15 protein-coding genes and 1 pseudogene are annotated in these 14,215 nt (G+C 63.5%); 5 read left to right on the forward strand and 11 right to left on the reverse strand.

Going from position 1 to position 14,215, the window contains the following annotated elements:
- Positions 1-88 precede the first annotated feature (88 nt).
- A pseudogene (locus V7S54_RS04130) lies at positions 89-841 on the forward strand (LysE family translocator); the annotation flags it as partial.
- On the opposite strand, the gene V7S54_RS04135 reads toward V7S54_RS04130, so the two are convergent.
- The gene (locus V7S54_RS04135; protein ID WP_065376275.1) at positions 808-1,254 is read right to left on the reverse strand and encodes a hypothetical protein; all 447 of its coding nucleotides are present in this window, start codon (positions 1,252-1,254) and stop codon (positions 808-810) included. The pseudogene V7S54_RS04130 and the gene V7S54_RS04135 overlap by 34 nt on opposite strands.
- Positions 1,255-1,416: 162 nt before the next feature.
- Positions 1,417-3,054 carry an arylsulfatase gene (locus tag V7S54_RS04140; RefSeq protein WP_083203782.1) on the reverse strand — a complete coding sequence of 546 codons (1,638 nt, stop codon included), beginning with the start codon at positions 3,052-3,054 and terminating at the stop codon, positions 1,417-1,419.
- Positions 3,055-3,599: 545 nt separating this feature from the next.
- On the opposite strand from V7S54_RS04140, the gene V7S54_RS04145 reads away from it, so the two are divergent.
- The 3 genes from V7S54_RS04145 (at position 3,600) to recX (ending at position 6,694) form a co-directional block, all read left to right on the forward strand.
- On the forward strand, positions 3,600-4,829 hold the full coding sequence (locus V7S54_RS04145) for an aminotransferase-like domain-containing protein (protein WP_065376274.1): 1,230 nt from the start codon (positions 3,600-3,602) through the stop codon (positions 4,827-4,829).
- 270 nt (positions 4,830-5,099) lie between these two features.
- The gene (locus tag V7S54_RS04150) at positions 5,100-5,870 is read left to right on the forward strand and encodes a siderophore-interacting protein (protein ID WP_065376273.1); all 771 of its coding nucleotides are present in this window, start codon (positions 5,100-5,102) and stop codon (positions 5,868-5,870) included.
- 227 nt (positions 5,871-6,097) lie between these two features.
- The gene (recX, locus tag V7S54_RS04155; protein WP_268753063.1) at positions 6,098-6,694 is read left to right on the forward strand and encodes a recombination regulator RecX; all 597 of its coding nucleotides are present in this window, start codon (positions 6,098-6,100) and stop codon (positions 6,692-6,694) included.
- A gap of 21 nt (positions 6,695-6,715) precedes the next feature.
- Here recX and V7S54_RS04160 read toward each other — a convergent pair whose 3' ends face one another.
- Together V7S54_RS04160 and V7S54_RS04165 are read right to left on the reverse strand one after the other, a co-directional pair.
- Positions 6,716-7,183 (reverse strand): group III truncated hemoglobin, encoded by a 468-nt coding sequence (locus tag V7S54_RS04160; protein ID WP_065376272.1) that lies wholly within the window; start codon positions 7,181-7,183, stop codon positions 6,716-6,718.
- 151 nt (positions 7,184-7,334) lie between these two features.
- Positions 7,335-7,844, reverse strand: coding sequence for an NUDIX hydrolase (locus tag V7S54_RS04165; protein ID WP_065376271.1), 510 nt, complete (start codon positions 7,842-7,844; stop codon positions 7,335-7,337).
- 338 nt (positions 7,845-8,182) lie between these two features.
- Here V7S54_RS04165 and V7S54_RS04170 point away from each other — a divergent pair, with 338 nt between their 5' ends.
- A complete protein-coding gene (locus tag V7S54_RS04170) occupies positions 8,183-8,614 on the forward strand; it encodes a GNAT family N-acetyltransferase (RefSeq protein WP_065376270.1) in 432 nt (143 codons plus the stop codon).
- A gap of 138 nt (positions 8,615-8,752) precedes the next feature.
- Here V7S54_RS04170 and V7S54_RS04175 read toward each other — a convergent pair whose 3' ends face one another.
- From V7S54_RS04175 to V7S54_RS04205, 7 genes are all read right to left on the reverse strand, one after another.
- Complete coding sequence (locus V7S54_RS04175) at positions 8,753-9,094, reverse strand: DUF6616 family protein (RefSeq protein ID WP_065376314.1); 342 nt, start codon at positions 9,092-9,094, stop codon at positions 8,753-8,755.
- A gap of 384 nt (positions 9,095-9,478) precedes the next feature.
- Positions 9,479-10,273: a DUF1194 domain-containing protein gene (locus tag V7S54_RS04180; RefSeq protein ID WP_065376269.1), complete on the reverse strand. Its 795-nt coding sequence runs from the start codon at positions 10,271-10,273 to the stop codon at positions 9,479-9,481.
- 92 nt (positions 10,274-10,365) lie between these two features.
- Complete coding sequence (locus tag V7S54_RS04185; protein ID WP_141679522.1) at positions 10,366-11,184, reverse strand: arginase family protein; 819 nt, start codon at positions 11,182-11,184, stop codon at positions 10,366-10,368.
- 148 nt (positions 11,185-11,332) lie between these two features.
- Positions 11,333-12,217, reverse strand: a complete 885-nt coding sequence (locus V7S54_RS04190) for an NAD(P)/FAD-dependent oxidoreductase (protein ID WP_065376268.1) — start codon at positions 12,215-12,217, stop codon at positions 11,333-11,335.
- Between the two features lie 271 nt (positions 12,218-12,488).
- Positions 12,489-12,923: an Rrf2 family transcriptional regulator gene (locus tag V7S54_RS04195; RefSeq protein ID WP_065376267.1), complete on the reverse strand. Its 435-nt coding sequence runs from the start codon at positions 12,921-12,923 to the stop codon at positions 12,489-12,491.
- A 39-nt stretch (positions 12,924-12,962) separates the two neighbouring features.
- Positions 12,963-13,202: a hypothetical protein gene (locus V7S54_RS04200; RefSeq protein WP_065376266.1), complete on the reverse strand. Its 240-nt coding sequence runs from the start codon at positions 13,200-13,202 to the stop codon at positions 12,963-12,965.
- Positions 13,203-13,274: 72 nt separating this feature from the next.
- Positions 13,275-14,198 carry a DMT family transporter gene (locus V7S54_RS04205; RefSeq protein ID WP_065376265.1) on the reverse strand — a complete coding sequence of 308 codons (924 nt, stop codon included), beginning with the start codon at positions 14,196-14,198 and terminating at the stop codon, positions 13,275-13,277.
- Between the last annotated feature and the right edge of the window lie 17 nt (positions 14,199-14,215).

Genomic DNA, 14,215 nt, shown 5'->3' on the forward strand with positions numbered 1-14,215 from the left:
GCGTCTCATGAGCCATTCCTTGCGAGTGACAACCCATTGGTATCTATCGCAAGTCGCACTTCATCCTTGAACCCACCTCACGCCCGGTCCGGACATGATGCTGGTGCTTGCCCGCGGGATCGGGCAGGGGCGTCGGGTGGCGCTGCTGACGGTCGTCGGCATGGTGTTTTTCGCGGGCCTCGTGCAGGTGAGCCTGCTGGTTCTCGGTGTCGCCTCGCTGCTGAAGGCCTATCCCGCCGGCCTCATGGCGCTGCAATGGGTCGGGGCTGTCTACATGCTCTATCTCGGTGGCCGCATGGTGTGGTCGAGCTTCGGCGCTGCTGCCGCGAAAAAGCGGCTGGCGGCGACCGATGTTTCCGACTGGCGCGCCGTTCGAGAGGGAACGATCAACAGCCTGACGAACCCGAAGTCGCTGCTCTTCATGTTCGCCTTCCTGCCGCAGTTCGTCGATCCGGCGGCAGGCCCCGTGTGGCTGCAGCTTGCCGTGCTCGGCACCATCCAGAAGCTTGCCGGCATTCTTTCGCTCGGCTCGGTGGCGCTTGCTTCGGGCACGGTCGGGCAGGCGCTCTACCGTTTTCCGCGGCTGCTCGTCTGGCAGGAGCGCTTCACCGGCGCCATCATGCTTCCGGCTCCTGTTCTCAGGTCACGCCAGCGCGCCGGCGGTCAGACCATAAACCGTCCTCGCCCCGCCGATGGCGAGGATCGCGCGCATGGCTTGCCGCAACGGGCAGAGCCCGACCAAGGCCGGGCTCTGCCTCGTCGCGTTGTGGCCGGTGCGAGACCGGTAGTTCTCAAGGTCTCAATGTCTCACTTGGCGGCCTGGGTGGCGCCCAGCACGTAGTCTCCGTCCCAGTGCCAGATCTGCTTGTCGTCGACCGTGACCTTCACGATCGCCTGGAAACCGGCGAGCGTGCCGCTGCCGGCATGGAAGGCACAGGTTCCAAGCGGCGGGCTGGCCGTATCGTAGACGACGCAGTACCCGACCGCCGAGTCGCCGTTCCCGACGGCGATGACTGCCGTGCTGCTGGAGAACAGCGGATTGGCGACCACCGGCCCATAATAGAGGATCTTGGTGCCCGCCGGGATCGCCTCAAGGTTCGATTCCGTGATGGTGCAGAAGCTCGGCGTGTCGCCGGTGAACTGGCTGCACTCCTTGGAGATCTTCAGGGGTTGCGTCGCGGGCGCCGTGGGTGCCGCAAAGGCGGTGGGTGCCAGCGCCAGGGTGGCGCCAGCCGACAGGATAAACAGTCTCATAGCCTAGTCCCTCCTGTCGAATGAAGGGCGAAATTCTACTCTTCAGCTCCTCTGTCCGCAATTTCGTTCCTTTGAACTCTCCGGCAACACGTGCGGTTTCTTCCGCCGCTGCCATCCCGCAGAGGCTGCCCTGCGAGATGGAAGCGGCGAGGGGCATCATGCCTATTGCTTGCCGCCGGTCGAAAGCTTGTCCATCACGTCGTCGAGGTTGAAGCTCGCCGGCTTCTGGCGGATCGGGAACTCCTTGAAGCTCTCCAGCCATTGCGCGACGATGGCCTGCGAGGGGACGACGACGAAGGCGCGGTCGAAGAACCACTTTTCATACTCGATCGACTCATCGCCGCGCTCGAACGGGTCGGCCCGCATGTTGAAAAGCTTCGGTGCCCGCAAGGGGGTGAATGCGTCGCGCCAGACGCCGATGCCGGTGCTTTCCTGCGCCTTGAACACGACCTTCCAATCCTGGAAACGGACGGCGACGAGCTCGCCGTCGTCGTTCCAATAGAGGAATTCGCGGCGCGGCGCGTCCTTCACCTCGCCGCGGAAGTAGGGCATCAGGTTGTAGCCGTCGAGATGCACCTTGAAGCTCTTGGTGCCGGCCTGGTAGCCCGCCTTGCACTTGGCGACGATATCCGGCTCGCCGGCCGCAGCACAGAAGGTCGGGATCAGGTCGTAGTGGGAGAACATGTCGTTATAGACAGTGGTCGGCTTGATGACGCCGGGCCAACGGATGCAGGTGGGCACGCGGTAGCCGCCTTCCCAGTTGGTGGCCTTTTCGCCGCGGAACGGTGTGTTGCCGCCATCCGGCCAGGTCATCACCTCGGCGCCGTTGTCGGTGGTGTAGATGACGATGGTGTTTTCGACCACGCCAAGATCGTCGACCTTCTTCAGAAGTTCACCGACCATGCCGTCATGCTCCACCATGCCGTCGGCATAGACGCCCTTGCCGGTCTTGCCCTCCGATTCCGGCTTCAGGTGGGTGTTGACGTGCATGCGCGTCGAGTTGAAGTAGCAGAACCAGGGCTTCTGGGCGTTGTGCTGGCGGTCGATGAAATCGAGCGCGGCCGCCAGGAATTCACCGTCGACCGTTTCCATGCGCTTCTTCGTCAGCGGGCCGGTGTCCTCCACGCGCCCGTCCGCATAGGAATGGATGACGCCGCGCGGGCCGAAGCGTTTGCGGAACTCCGGGCTCTTCGGATAGTCGGGGTTCTCCGGCTCCTCCTCGGCGTTGAGGTGGTAGAGGTTGCCGAAGAACTCGTCGAAGCCGTGGGCCGTCGGCAGAAACTCGTCCTTGTCGCCGAGGTGGTTCTTGCCGAACTGGCCGGTGGCATAGCCCTGCGCCTTCAGCAGTTCGGCAACGGTCGGGTCTTCCGCCTGCAGGCCGAGATCGGCGCCGGGCAGGCCGACCTTGGTAAGACCGGTGCGGATCGGCGACTGGCCGGTGATGAAGGCGGCGCGTCCGGCAGTGCAGCTCTGCTCGCCGTACCAGTCGGTGAACATGGCGCCTTCATTGCCGATGCGGTCGATGTTCGGTGTGCGATAACCCATCATGCCGCGATGATAGATGCTCGGATTGAACCAGCCGATATCGTCGCCCATGATCATCAGGATGTTCGGCTTGCCGCCGCCGGAGGCGGGTGTTGGCGATTGCTGCGCGTGGGCCGAAGGGGCGGAAACGGTGAGGGCTGCGGCGGCGAGCGCACTGCCGCCAAGCAGCAGGTCGCGACGGCTGACGCTTAAGGGCTGCTCGCCTGAAGGCAGATCGTTCTGATCGGGATGCTCGGATACCGGATGCTTGCTCATGGCACATCGCTCCATATCGCCAGAGGGGATCGAGACATGGGTGCTGCACAATTCCCGCGATCGCGATCGATCCGAGGCAAATCATGCGGCACATGAAAGTGCTGCTGCGGCCGCTCTTACGTCCGATCGGACGCATGGCGCCGTCATGAAAGACAATCAGTGGACGAGTGACTGTGCGCCCGGTTGAGGCGAGCGGCAAGGATGTAACAGTTACGCTCTGGCTTGCGTTGCGCCGGGCCGCGTGGCATTCGGCTTGGACTGACGTAACGTCAGGCCCTGGACGCTACGTGCGAAGAGCCCGAAAAGCCCGAAAAACGCACGGAATTAGGTCAATAATATTGACATAAATTAGCCGCCGTGGTCCTGTCGCTTCACCGTCCAGAGCATCGCGCACTCAAGTGGGATCGCTTGAAGCGGAAAGATGCTCTAGAACGAAAATGCCCGAGCGTCCTTTGTGCGTTCACCTGAACGCACGGCGCTCTACAACGACGCGGGAGGAAGCGGAGAACCGCTTTCCGCACCAATAATCTCTGAGGAAACACCCCATGCTGGATTGGGAACACATCTTCGCGACGCGCTCGAGCCGGATGCGCGCCTCGGAAATCCGCGAACTTTTGAAGCTGCTCGATCGTCCTGACATCATCTCGTTTGCCGGCGGCATTCCCGACCCCGCGCTGTTTCCGGATGCGGAATTCAAGGACGCCTATGCGGAGATCTTCGCAGGCCCGGCCGTCGGTGCGGCGCTGCAGTATTCGGTCAGCGAAGGCTACAAGCCGCTGCGCGAATGGCTCGCCAAGCAGATGGAAAAAATCGGCATTCCCGCCGGCGCCGACAACATCTTCATCACTTCGGGCTCGCAGCAGGGCCTCGACTATATCGGCAAGCTGTTCCTGTCGCCGAACGACACCGCGCTCGTCACCTGGCCGACCTATCTCGGGGCGCTGCAGGCCTTCAACGCCTATGAGCCGACCTACGACCAGCTGAACCCGAACGGCAACCGCACGCCGGAAGCCTATCGTCAGGCGGCTTCCGAAGCCGGCGGCCGCGTCAAGTTCGCCTATCTGTCTGCCGATTTCGCCAACCCGACCGGCGAGACCGTCGACCGGGCCGGCCGCGAGCGCGTGCTCGCGCTTGCCGAAGAACTCGACATCGCCGTCATCGAAGACGCGGCCTACCAGTCGCTGCGCTACGACGGCGAGCCGGTGCCGCCGATCCTGGCGCTCGAAATCGCCAAGAAGGTCGATATCAACAACACCCGCACGATCTATTGCGGCTCGTTCTCCAAGACGCTCGCTCCGGGCCTTCGCGTCGGCTGGGTCTGCGCCTCGGAAAAGGTGATCCGCAAGCTGGTGCTTCTGAAGCAGGCGGCCGATCTGCATTCCTCGACCATCAACCAGATGGCGATCTGCACGGTTGCCGAGCGCGGCTTCGACCAGCAGGTGGCCAAGATCCACAAGGTCTACAAGCAGCGCCGCAACGCCATGCTGGCGGCGCTCGAAAAGTACATGCCCGAGGGTGTTTCCTGGACGAAGCCGGAAGGCGGCATGTTCGTCTGGGTGACGCTGCCGAAGGGCATGGATGGTGCCGCACTGCTGGCAAAGTCGATCGAGACGGTGAAGGTCGCCTTCGTTCCCGGCCGCGCCTTCTTTGCCGATGGCTCGGGCGAAAACACCCTGCGCGTCTCCTTCTCCTGCGCCAACGACAAGATGATCGACGAGGGCATTCGCCGCCTCGGCGATCTCGTCCGCGGCGAAGCAGCGGCGCTGGCTGCCTAGGACTCCAAGCCTCCGGTCCAGAAAAAGAACGCGCTCGCCCCGGCGGGCGCGTTTTCTTTTGGCTGGTAAAACCTTCGCCTTTTAGTCAAGATACCGCATTGATCGATGCGGGCCTTTCCGGTAGACAGATTTCCGTGACATGACCGGGCGTATCCCGGCCACGTAAGCGTTAACGTCACTCAACGCGTATGATCGAACGGCTTGAAGCGGCTTCGATCTGCGCGACTGTGTCCTGCGGATCGAGGTTTTCGAGCCCCCTAAGGGATGCAAATGGACAATCCTCTCAACTATTCCAACCTTCCTGCGCCGCGCATCGAGCGCGTTCGCCATGAGCTCAGGCGGCGGTCGCTCGTCGTCTCCGGCATCGAGCGTATTACGCCCGGCATGCTCAGGATCACGCTTTCCGGCGAGGATCTCGCGGACTTCGTCAGCCTCGGGGCGGACGACCACATCAAGATCTTCGTGCCCGGTGCCGATGGCAGCGTGGAGCACCGGGACTATACACCCCGGCGTTACGACAACGACGCACGCATCCTGGCGCTCGATTTCGCGCTGCATGAGGCGGGGCCCGTGACCGCCTGGGCGATGAATGCCGCGGTTGGCGATCACTTCGAAATCGGCGGCCCGCGCGGTTCGGCCGTCGTCTCGGGAGATTTCCGGCGCTGGCTGCTGATCGGCGACGAAACGGCCCTGCCGGCAATCGGGCGGCGGATCGAGGAGACGCCTGATGGCCACGAGATCACCAGCATCGCCGCTGTCACCGGGCCGGACGAACGGCAGGTCTTCCGCACCGAGGCGGCGCTTACCACCCATTGGGCCTATCGTCCTCTCGATAGGGCGAGCGATCCTTCGGCGTTGCTCTCGGTCGTGCGTTCGCTGAAGCTCGAGCCCGGCACCTTCGTGTGGATTGCGGCCGAGGCTGCGGTGACGCGGGCGATCCGCAGCCATTTCGTCGAGGAGCGCGGCCTGCCGCTCACCTGGCTCAAGGCCTCCGGCTACTGGGTGAAGGGCAAGGCCGACAGCACCGAGAAGTTCGACTAGCGACCGCGGGAACGGAGGGCCACCGGTCGAAAGATCCGCGCGGCCCTTCGGTCGCGGCGCCCCTCATGCCCGCGCCCGCGTGTGGGTGCGCTCGCCGCTATTCCTAGAGAACAACGCCCGCGAAAACTGTGAGCCGGGTTGGCTGCGGAATTGCCTTGTCCAGGAGAGTCAGGTCATTTCGCATTTCGATGCGGCGCTGATCCGATCCGACGGATCGCGATCGGCTGTTGCTGACTGTGTTTCCCTTCGAGGGTAGGGCGGGCTTGAACCTCAACGACGAGACAGAGCAATCCGATCAGCCGACGCCGCGCATGTATGCCTGGGCGCGCAATTCCGCGGCCTATCGGCTTCACCGCCAGATGCTGACGGAGAAGCAACTTTTCGATGCGATCGCGCGCAAGGCGCGGGAGAAGTTCGAGGATATCAGCGCCAGTCAGGTGGAACTTCTGGCCGCGGCCGCCGTGACCTTCGCCTATGACAACGGCGCGCTCAACGATCAGGCCTATGCCGAGATCAAGACCCGCTCTGGCATGCGCGGCGGCAAGTCGAAGCGGGCGATCGCGCAGACACTATCGCAGAAGGGCATAGCGAAAACCGATGTCGCAGCGGCGGTTGCGGAGGCCGACGATCTCTATGCCGCCGTCGTTCTTGCGCGAAAGCGCGCTTTCGGCCCGTTCCGCAAGATCGATCTCGACGAGAAGCGCACGATGAAGGAGCTCTCCGCCTTTGCCCGGGCCGGTTTCAGTTTCGAACTGGGCAAGCGGGTTTTCGCAATGTCCTTTGACGAGGCGGAGGAAATCCTGATCGCGGGCCGCTTGCTCTGACGGCAGGGCAAAGCCCGGTCGTCACCCGCGCTTCAGCGCGGGGTCGTCGAGCGCCGGATTGTAGAAAAGGGAAAGTGTCAGGCTTCGGGCGATACGCTCGGCCGTCGCCATGAACCAGGCTTTCGCCTCCTGGTTCGGTGCGATGTCATCGAGGGTGGTGGAGAAAAGTTCCAGCCATTTCGGGAAGAGATCCGGCGTCATGTTGGCGACGCCTGTATGGGCCTGCACCGGCTTGCCGCCATAGGCGCCGTTGCGGAAGGCGACGGCCGACCAGAAGCTCTTCATCTTTTCCATATGCTCCGGCCAGCGGCCCGAAAGCCTGGCGTCGAAGACGGGGCCGAGCTCCGGATGGGCGAGCACGCGCGCGTAGAACGTATCGACCAGATGACCGATGAACGTCTCGTCGACGCCGATCGCCTTCATCTCGACTTCCGCCCGTTCGCGGATCGCCGCGACATGGACGGCGCGGCCCTGCAGTTCGTCGTTCATCTCTTTACCCCGGCTTCGGCCCTCGGCTTTGCCGGCCTCATATAGGCGCTGTTGACGCCGGCGCCAAAGGCCGAACCGCCGATTGCGGCAATCTGTCGTCAATGCGGGGGCGAGTGTTTGCGGTTTGGGCGGGGCCGCAGGAAGCCATCGTTCAGCGCGGCACGAATTCGACCAGCAGCGACTTCAGTTCGATTTCGCGGACACGGCGCGCCGCTTCGTCGGGACTGACCCAGGCAAGAACGCGCTCGCCGCGTTCCTTGAAATCATCCGCCACTTCATCGACTTCGATCTGGAAGATATCGACCACGCAGGGCACGACGTCGCCGTCATCGAGCACTTTCAGATAGGTGTAGCTGCCGACCGGCTTTTTCCGGACCTTGCCGCGCACGCCGGCCTCCTGCCAGGCCTCGATTTCCGCCGCCTCGTATGGCTTCTTGCGCTTCATCGGCCATCCCTTGGGAATGACCCAGCGGCCGCTCTCACGCGAAGTGACCACCAGGATTTCGATGCCGCTGCCATTTTTCGTTGGACGGAAGCAAAGTGCGGCGATTTGCTGGCGAAACGACCCTGAAAACAGCTTCTCGGGCGCTCTTGCAAGTTGTTGCAAGAGCGTTCCGGCCTTGCCGGTCTTTTGCCCGCTGTCCTTCTTGGTCGATTTCATGCGTCCCTTTTCTGTCGCGCCCTTGTTGCAAGCGCCGGCAGTTTCGCGGCAAGATACTAATGGCAACCGCTTGTTACGCGGAAGCGGTGGCGGATGGCAACCCGATGATCGGGCGTGCTTCATCCACCGAATATTTGCCGCCGCGAGGCGCGCAACTCCGCGCGCCAAGCGCCCCACGTCGTAACCGTTACGTACAACTGTCGCCGCGCTAAGGCGCAATCCCCCGCCGCTGGCATTGGCTGGCGGCGGGGATGGCGCCCTTTTGGGGCCGCATTCCATCGTCATGGCGCGGATCGATCAATCGCCGTAGGTTCCCGCGAAAATTGCGGAACCGGACCATGCGAATTCGACTTGCGGTCAAGGATGACCATCCGGCGCTCTGTGCGATCGACACCGTTGCGGCGGGCGATCCGACACGATGCGCTGACATCGCCGGCTGGCTGGAAAACGGCTGCTGCCATCTGGTCGAGATCGATGGCGAGGTTGCGGCCTATGGCGTGCTGACCCGCCACTTCTTTGGTCACGCCCTCATCGAGATGCTGATGGTCGGAGCCTCCCATCGCCGGCGTGGTCTTGGCGCGGCGCTAATCGCGCATTTCCAGACGATGTGCGCCGGCTCAAAACTCTTTACCTCGACCAACATGTCCAACCGCGTCATGCAGGATCTGCTTGTCAGGGCCGGTTTTCGGCCAAGTGGTTATATCGACAATCTCGACGAGAACGACCCGGAGATCGTTTTCTACAGCCCCCTCAAGCCGATCGCGAGTTAAAGCGAAGGGGCTACTGCATGTCTCCTTAAATCGACTCGATTTAAGGACAAAGACATGCAGAAAATCAAAGTGCTACAGCGACCTTCGCGCGTCTTATAAGACGCGCGGCGCTGTAAGGAAGCGGGACACAGGCAAGACCTATGCGGCTTCGCCGAGCTGCGTGAGGTGGCCGGCAAAATCGGTGCCTTTGCCGCCGGCGTTGATCGTGTCGAAGTACTCATGCCAGCCGGATTGCGCGATGCCCGAAACGAGCGCTTCCAGCGCCGTCGCATCCGGGCAGCGCCAGACCGCAAAGAAGGTCTGCGACGCCGCGTGCAGCTTGGACTGGTCGACCTTGCCGAAGGTGATCAGCTCCACGCCGAGCGCCGACAGCGCCGGCATGGCGGAGCCGATCGCGGTGAAGAACTGCTGGCGTCCCTGCCTTGAAAGGGCAAGCCACGCCGGCTTGGCGCTGTAAAGTTCGGTCAGGTAGTGAGGCATCGTCTGCTTTCGTGTCTGCTTGTCAGTCTGAAATCGGAGGGTTCGGTCGGAGAGCCGTTTCATGCTCCTGCAATTTCAGAGTCAACAGGTTGCCCTGTCGTTGGTTGTGGATGGAGTTCCCGGTCGTTGACTGAAGCGGCGCGCCTGCAACCGCGCTGATGGCGCCATAGCGCCGCGTGCCTTAACTGGCGCACCTTACCCTCCGTCATGCTCGGGCTTGACCCGAGCATCCAGAACTGTGGCCTGAGTGTTTTACGTTGCGTGCGCATGGATCCTCGGGTCGAGCCCGAGGATGACGGGTGGGGATGTGGCCGACTAGAGTATCCTGCCTCCAAGTCGCATCACTTGAGGGCAGAAGGACGCTCCAGGACAACTGGATTGTCCCTACCGTCCGATCATCCGCTCCTGCATCTCCTCGCCGATGAAGCAATTGTAGTCCTTGCCGAATTGCGCAGGACGTACCCTGGCTGCGGCGAGGCCGCTCACCTCCAGGCCGGAGATCTCGGTGATCAGCTTGCGCAGGATGGCGCTCGCGAACTCGCCGCTATCGGATACCTTCACCAGAAAGGCGCCGTCGCCGCCGATCACGCATTCGCGGTAATAGGCGTCGAGATCGGGGATGGAGGCGGAGTCCGAGGCTACGTGTGTTTTCAGCATGATCGGCAAGCCATCGATGACGATGCCGCGGGCGACGGTGGAATTGCGCGCGACCGGCGCCGGAACGCCGGAATTGTTGGGGCCGTCGCCGGAGATATCGATGACGCGGCGGCTGCCCTCGAAGGGGCTGTAATCGAACAGCCGTCGCGTGAACGCAAGGGTGTTGGAGATCGAGGTGAAGGCGATCCGCCGGATCGGTTGCCGACGCAGGAGCTCGGAATATTGCGTCGCTGTGCCGCGGCCGTCGATCAGCGTCCAGGGCGTGACCTGCACCGCCGAGCCGCCCCATTCGACATAGGTGACGGCGATGCGGCCGAGCGGGCCGTTCTCGATGGCCCCGATCAATTCAGGCTCGAGAAAGGCGGCGACATAGCCCTGCCGCTGCAGCCGCTGTTCGTCGAGGTCCATCGAATAGGAGACGTCGACGGCGAGCACCAATTCGAGATCGACCCTGAGCGGCTCGGCGGAGGTGCTTTCGCCGAGCAGACAGGCGCAGGCAAGAAGGACCGATCCGAGCTTCATGGCAGCCGATACCGAACACGAGCGGAAGGATCATGCTACGCGCAAACTGGCTGTCCGCAATGAGGAGCGTTGGCAGCCTGCCGAGGGCGAGGTCAGCGGCGCAGCTTTTGCAGAAGCGGTTCCAGTGCCTCGAGCAGCGGTTCAGGCGTCACCGCTTCGCCGCCTTCCGACCAGGCGTTCTGAAACTCTGCGATCTCCAAGCCGACGACTTCGCTCTTGGCAAGGACTTCGCAGGCCGCGCGCAAGTCGTCGAGCGACAGCCCGTCATCATGCTGATAATCGGTCGGGACGATGCCAGGGTTCAGCACGTCGCAGTCGAGGTGGATATAGACAGGCCTGCCGGCGACAGCCTCGGCAAGCTTCTGCGCAAGGTCGGCGCCGGGGCGGATATGAGGGATCTGCCCCACAGCGATGAGGCTAACTTCGAACAGATCGAGGTCGCGCTGCCCGACCAGGACGACATTGCGAACGGAGACTCCGTGGCCAAGGCCGGATTTCCAGAGGCCGCACGGCCCCGAAAGCGCCAGCCCGCCGAGATAGCCGGTGCTGCTGGTATCAGGCGTGTTCAGGTCGCCATGCGCGTCGAACCAGACGACGACGGCATCGTCATGGTGCCTGGCGACGGCCGGCAGCGTTGCCAGCGACACCGCACAGCGGCTCGTTGCCGCCAGCGAAACCGATCCCTCGGCGTAGACCGCCTCGAACCGATCCTGCATGCGCTTGAGCGCCGGCATCGCGGCTTCGAGTTCGACCGTCCAGTGGCCGTTCAGCGCCGGTTCCGGGTCTCCGACCACCACGGCTTCGAGGCCGAGCCTTCTCGCGAGATGGGAAGCGATGGACTTCGCGCCGGGAATGGCAAGGTCGTTGTGGTCGCCGGCGCGACCCTGAAAGCAGGTGAGGGCGATGGGCATCGATAGCTCCAGCTTACGTTCGGACGGAACGATGCAAAGCATGCTGACCGTTGATTTGACAAGGCTGGAAGCCGAACGGCGCAAAGCGGCTGCGCCGTTCGGTCGGTTTCTCATGCCGCTGCAGAGGCGCCCGGACGGCGGCTGCTCTCTATCCGAAAACCAGCGAGCGGTGCAGTTGCGCGCCGGCCCAGGCGCCATCACCGACGGCGAGCGAGACCGAGTGGGGGACGCGGCCGACGTCGCCGCAGGCATAGGCGCCGGGAATGGTCGTTTCCTTGGCGGCCGTGGCCCTGATTTGCAGGCCCATCGGTGTTTCCTCGATCTCGCAGCCGAAGCGTTCGGCGATGTCGCTGGCGGGCGTGGTGCGGGTGGCGACGAAGAGGCCGGAGAAGGGCAGGCGGCGGCCATCGGTCAGCACCACTTCCGCGTGACCTTCGAGCCTGACGATCGGGGTTTCGTCGATGGTGACACCGCGTTTGATAAGGTCGGCGCGGCCCTCCTTGTCGAGCGCGATGGCGCCATTGGTGAAGAAGGTCACCTTACCCCATTCGGGAATGAGCTGCGCCTGGTGGATCGACATCGGACTTGCGGCGATGACGCCGATCTCGCCCTCGTTCAGCTCGTAGCCGTGGCAATAGGGGCAATGGAAGGCGCTCTTGCCCCAGCGTTCGGTCAGCCCCTCGATCTTGGGCAGGCCGTCCTTGACGCCGGTTGCAAAGAGCAGGCGTCGGCCCTCAAAGGACGCACCGTCGGCGGTGGTGACGACGAAGGCATCGTTCTTGCCGCTGGCGGAAACAGCGCGGCCGTCGATCCAGGTGAGCGTCGGATAGGCGGAGAGCTGCGCCCGCGCGGTTGCGGCGATCTCGCCGGGATTGATGCCGTCCTGGCCGAGGAAACCATGGGAGTGGCTGGCAAACCGGTTGCGGCGAATGCCCTCGTCGATGATAGCCACGCGCCGGCGGGCGCGCAGCAGTTGGAGCGCAGCGGCCATGCCGGCATAGCTGCCGCCGATGATGATGACGTCCTGTTGCATGTTTCAGGTCCTTTCGGTTGGGCGCAGGCCGGCCCACCGGTTCCTTGAACCAGTGCCTCGACCCGGGCTTTGGGCAATAGCGTTCCGGCCGGAAAACCGCCTTCATGCGGTTCCGGGAATTGTCACTCTTCGAATGGATGCAATTCCGGACGGAAAAACCGTTCTTTCCGGGAATTGCCGGAAGCGGGTCGGGGGACATATATGGAGCCCCGCATCCCGCGCTTACGTAACGGGACCGATCACGCCGTGAAGTGGATCGGTCCGGCGCAGTTCACTGAGCTCGAAGCCGGTGCCGCCTTGCGAAATCCTCGGCGAGGTCGGCGAGCGTCACATGGGCGAAGCGGTCGAGGAGCAGCGCTTCCGCTTCGGCAAAGGCCGTGTCGAGGGCTGCGTTGACCGCCTGCTCGACGAGGCATTCCGGCATTTCCTGCCGGTTGCCGATGGCAAAGATCGCGGGTTCGCCGAGCGTCTCGTGCAATTGCCGGAGCGTCACGGTCTTGAGATCGGCGGTGATCGCCCAGCCGCCCGCGTGTCCGCGGGCGGAGGAAACGATGCCGGCATCGCGCAGGAAGCCCATGGTGCGGCGGACGACGACCGGATTGGTGCGCATGCAGAGCGCAAGCTCGTCCGAGGTCAAGGGCTCGCCGCGCTCGGCCATGTGCAGGAGCGCGTGCAGGACGGAGGAAAGGCGGCTGTCTTTTTTCATGTAACTTCAATTATTACGAATAGAGGTGCGATGCAAGGCCTACGGCTGTCCAGCTTCGTCGTCTTTAGTCCACGCACCCTTCTGCACGCGATCCCAGCAGACCTCGAAGGACATCGGCATGCGGTCATCCGGCGCGTCCTCGGAAAACGTATAGTCGATCTCGAAGCCGGGGGCGAAGCTGTCGATCGCAGACTGGATCATCTCGCACAGCTCCGAGAAGGGGCGCTCTCCGCCGAGCAGGCAGAGCACGTGGCGTGGTTTGACTTCGGAAAAGCTCATGGACGTGACCGCTGCCCTCATTGTTTGGTGGAAAGCCTTCGCAAGGACCACCGCAAGATGCAAGCCGTCCTGTCAGCCGTGAACCGGCCGTTGCGCCCTTGCGACGATGATGATGCCGATCAGCGAGACGGTGAGGCCGGCGGCCATGCTCAGGGAGAGGGGCTCTGCGAACATGACCCATGCCCAGAGCATCGTCACCGGCGGGCTGAGATAAAGGATCGCGGTGACGCGGGCGGGCGAGGATTTTTTCAGCGCCAGATAATAAAGGCTCCAGGCGCCGAAGGTGGCGACGAAGACCAGCCAGAGGATGCCGCCGACGAAACCCGGATCGAGAACCGGGAGCACGCTGCCTTCGTGCCAGGCAAAGAGCGCGAAGATCGCGGCCGCCGAAAGGCACTGGATGCAGAGGCTCTGGTGCACCGGCATGGCGCCCGCTGGGCTGCGCTTCTGCAGCAGTGTCGCCAGCGCCAAAGAGAGGGTGCCGAGCACCGGCAGGCCATAGGCCCAGAGCGGCACATTGCCGAGATCGAGCGACCAGCCGGAGGCGATGAGCACGCCGGTCAGGCCGATGAAGGAGCCGAGCCATTGGCGGGGGTTAAGCGCCTGGCCGAGAATGGGCCAGGAGAGGATGGCGACGGCGAGCGGCAGCATGTCGGTGATCAGCGCCACGAGCCCGGTCGGCACGCCGTAGGAGATGGCAAGCGCAAAGCCCGCGAGATAGCCGGACATGGCGAGCGCGCCGAAGAGCATTTGCGGCACGGCCTCCTTGAGGCGGATTTTCGGCCCGATCGTCAGCGCGAAGGGCAGCAGCAGCAGGCCGGAGACGAGGCTGCGCCAGAGCAGGATCAGGAAGATCGGCGCATGGTCGATGGCAAATCGAATGCCGACGAAGCCGGCGCTCCAGGAGACCACCAGCGCCGCCTCGAGCAGGATCAGAATGAAGATCGCCGAGAACCGGTTTGCCTGGCGTTGGGGCAGCGCAGCAACGTCGCTCATCTCAAGGCTTCCGGCTC

This window comes from Ensifer sp. CCNWLY38 (assembly GCF_037120565.1).
Taxonomy (GTDB): Bacteria; Pseudomonadota; Alphaproteobacteria; order Rhizobiales; family Rhizobiaceae; genus Ensifer; species Ensifer adhaerens_H.

Coding starts and splice junctions, on each gene's coding strand:
- V7S54_RS04135 (WP_065376275.1), bottom strand. CDS start 1,254: ATGAGACTGTTTATCCTGTCGGCTGGCGCCACCCTGGCGCTGGCACCC.
- V7S54_RS04140 (WP_083203782.1), bottom strand. CDS start 3,054: ATGAGCAAGCATCCGGTATCCGAGCATCCCGATCAGAACGATCTGCCT.
- V7S54_RS04145 (WP_065376274.1), top strand. CDS start 3,600: ATGCTGGATTGGGAACACATCTTCGCGACGCGCTCGAGCCGGATGCGC.
- V7S54_RS04150 (WP_065376273.1), top strand. CDS start 5,100: ATGGACAATCCTCTCAACTATTCCAACCTTCCTGCGCCGCGCATCGAG.
- V7S54_RS04160 (WP_065376272.1), bottom strand. CDS start 7,183: ATGAACGACGAACTGCAGGGCCGCGCCGTCCATGTCGCGGCGATCCGC.
- V7S54_RS04165 (WP_065376271.1), bottom strand. CDS start 7,844: ATGAAATCGACCAAGAAGGACAGCGGGCAAAAGACCGGCAAGGCCGGA.
- V7S54_RS04170 (WP_065376270.1), top strand. CDS start 8,183: ATGCGAATTCGACTTGCGGTCAAGGATGACCATCCGGCGCTCTGTGCG.
- V7S54_RS04175 (WP_065376314.1), bottom strand. CDS start 9,094: ATGCCTCACTACCTGACCGAACTTTACAGCGCCAAGCCGGCGTGGCTT.
- V7S54_RS04180 (WP_065376269.1), bottom strand. CDS start 10,273: ATGAAGCTCGGATCGGTCCTTCTTGCCTGCGCCTGTCTGCTCGGCGAA.
- V7S54_RS04185 (WP_141679522.1), bottom strand. CDS start 11,184: ATGCCCATCGCCCTCACCTGCTTTCAGGGTCGCGCCGGCGACCACAAC.
- V7S54_RS04190 (WP_065376268.1), bottom strand. CDS start 12,217: ATGCAACAGGACGTCATCATCATCGGCGGCAGCTATGCCGGCATGGCC.
- V7S54_RS04195 (WP_065376267.1), bottom strand. CDS start 12,923: ATGAAAAAAGACAGCCGCCTTTCCTCCGTCCTGCACGCGCTCCTGCAC.
- V7S54_RS04200 (WP_065376266.1), bottom strand. CDS start 13,202: ATGAGCTTTTCCGAAGTCAAACCACGCCACGTGCTCTGCCTGCTCGGC.
- V7S54_RS04205 (WP_065376265.1), bottom strand. CDS start 14,198: ATGAGCGACGTTGCTGCGCTGCCCCAACGCCAGGCAAACCGGTTCTCG.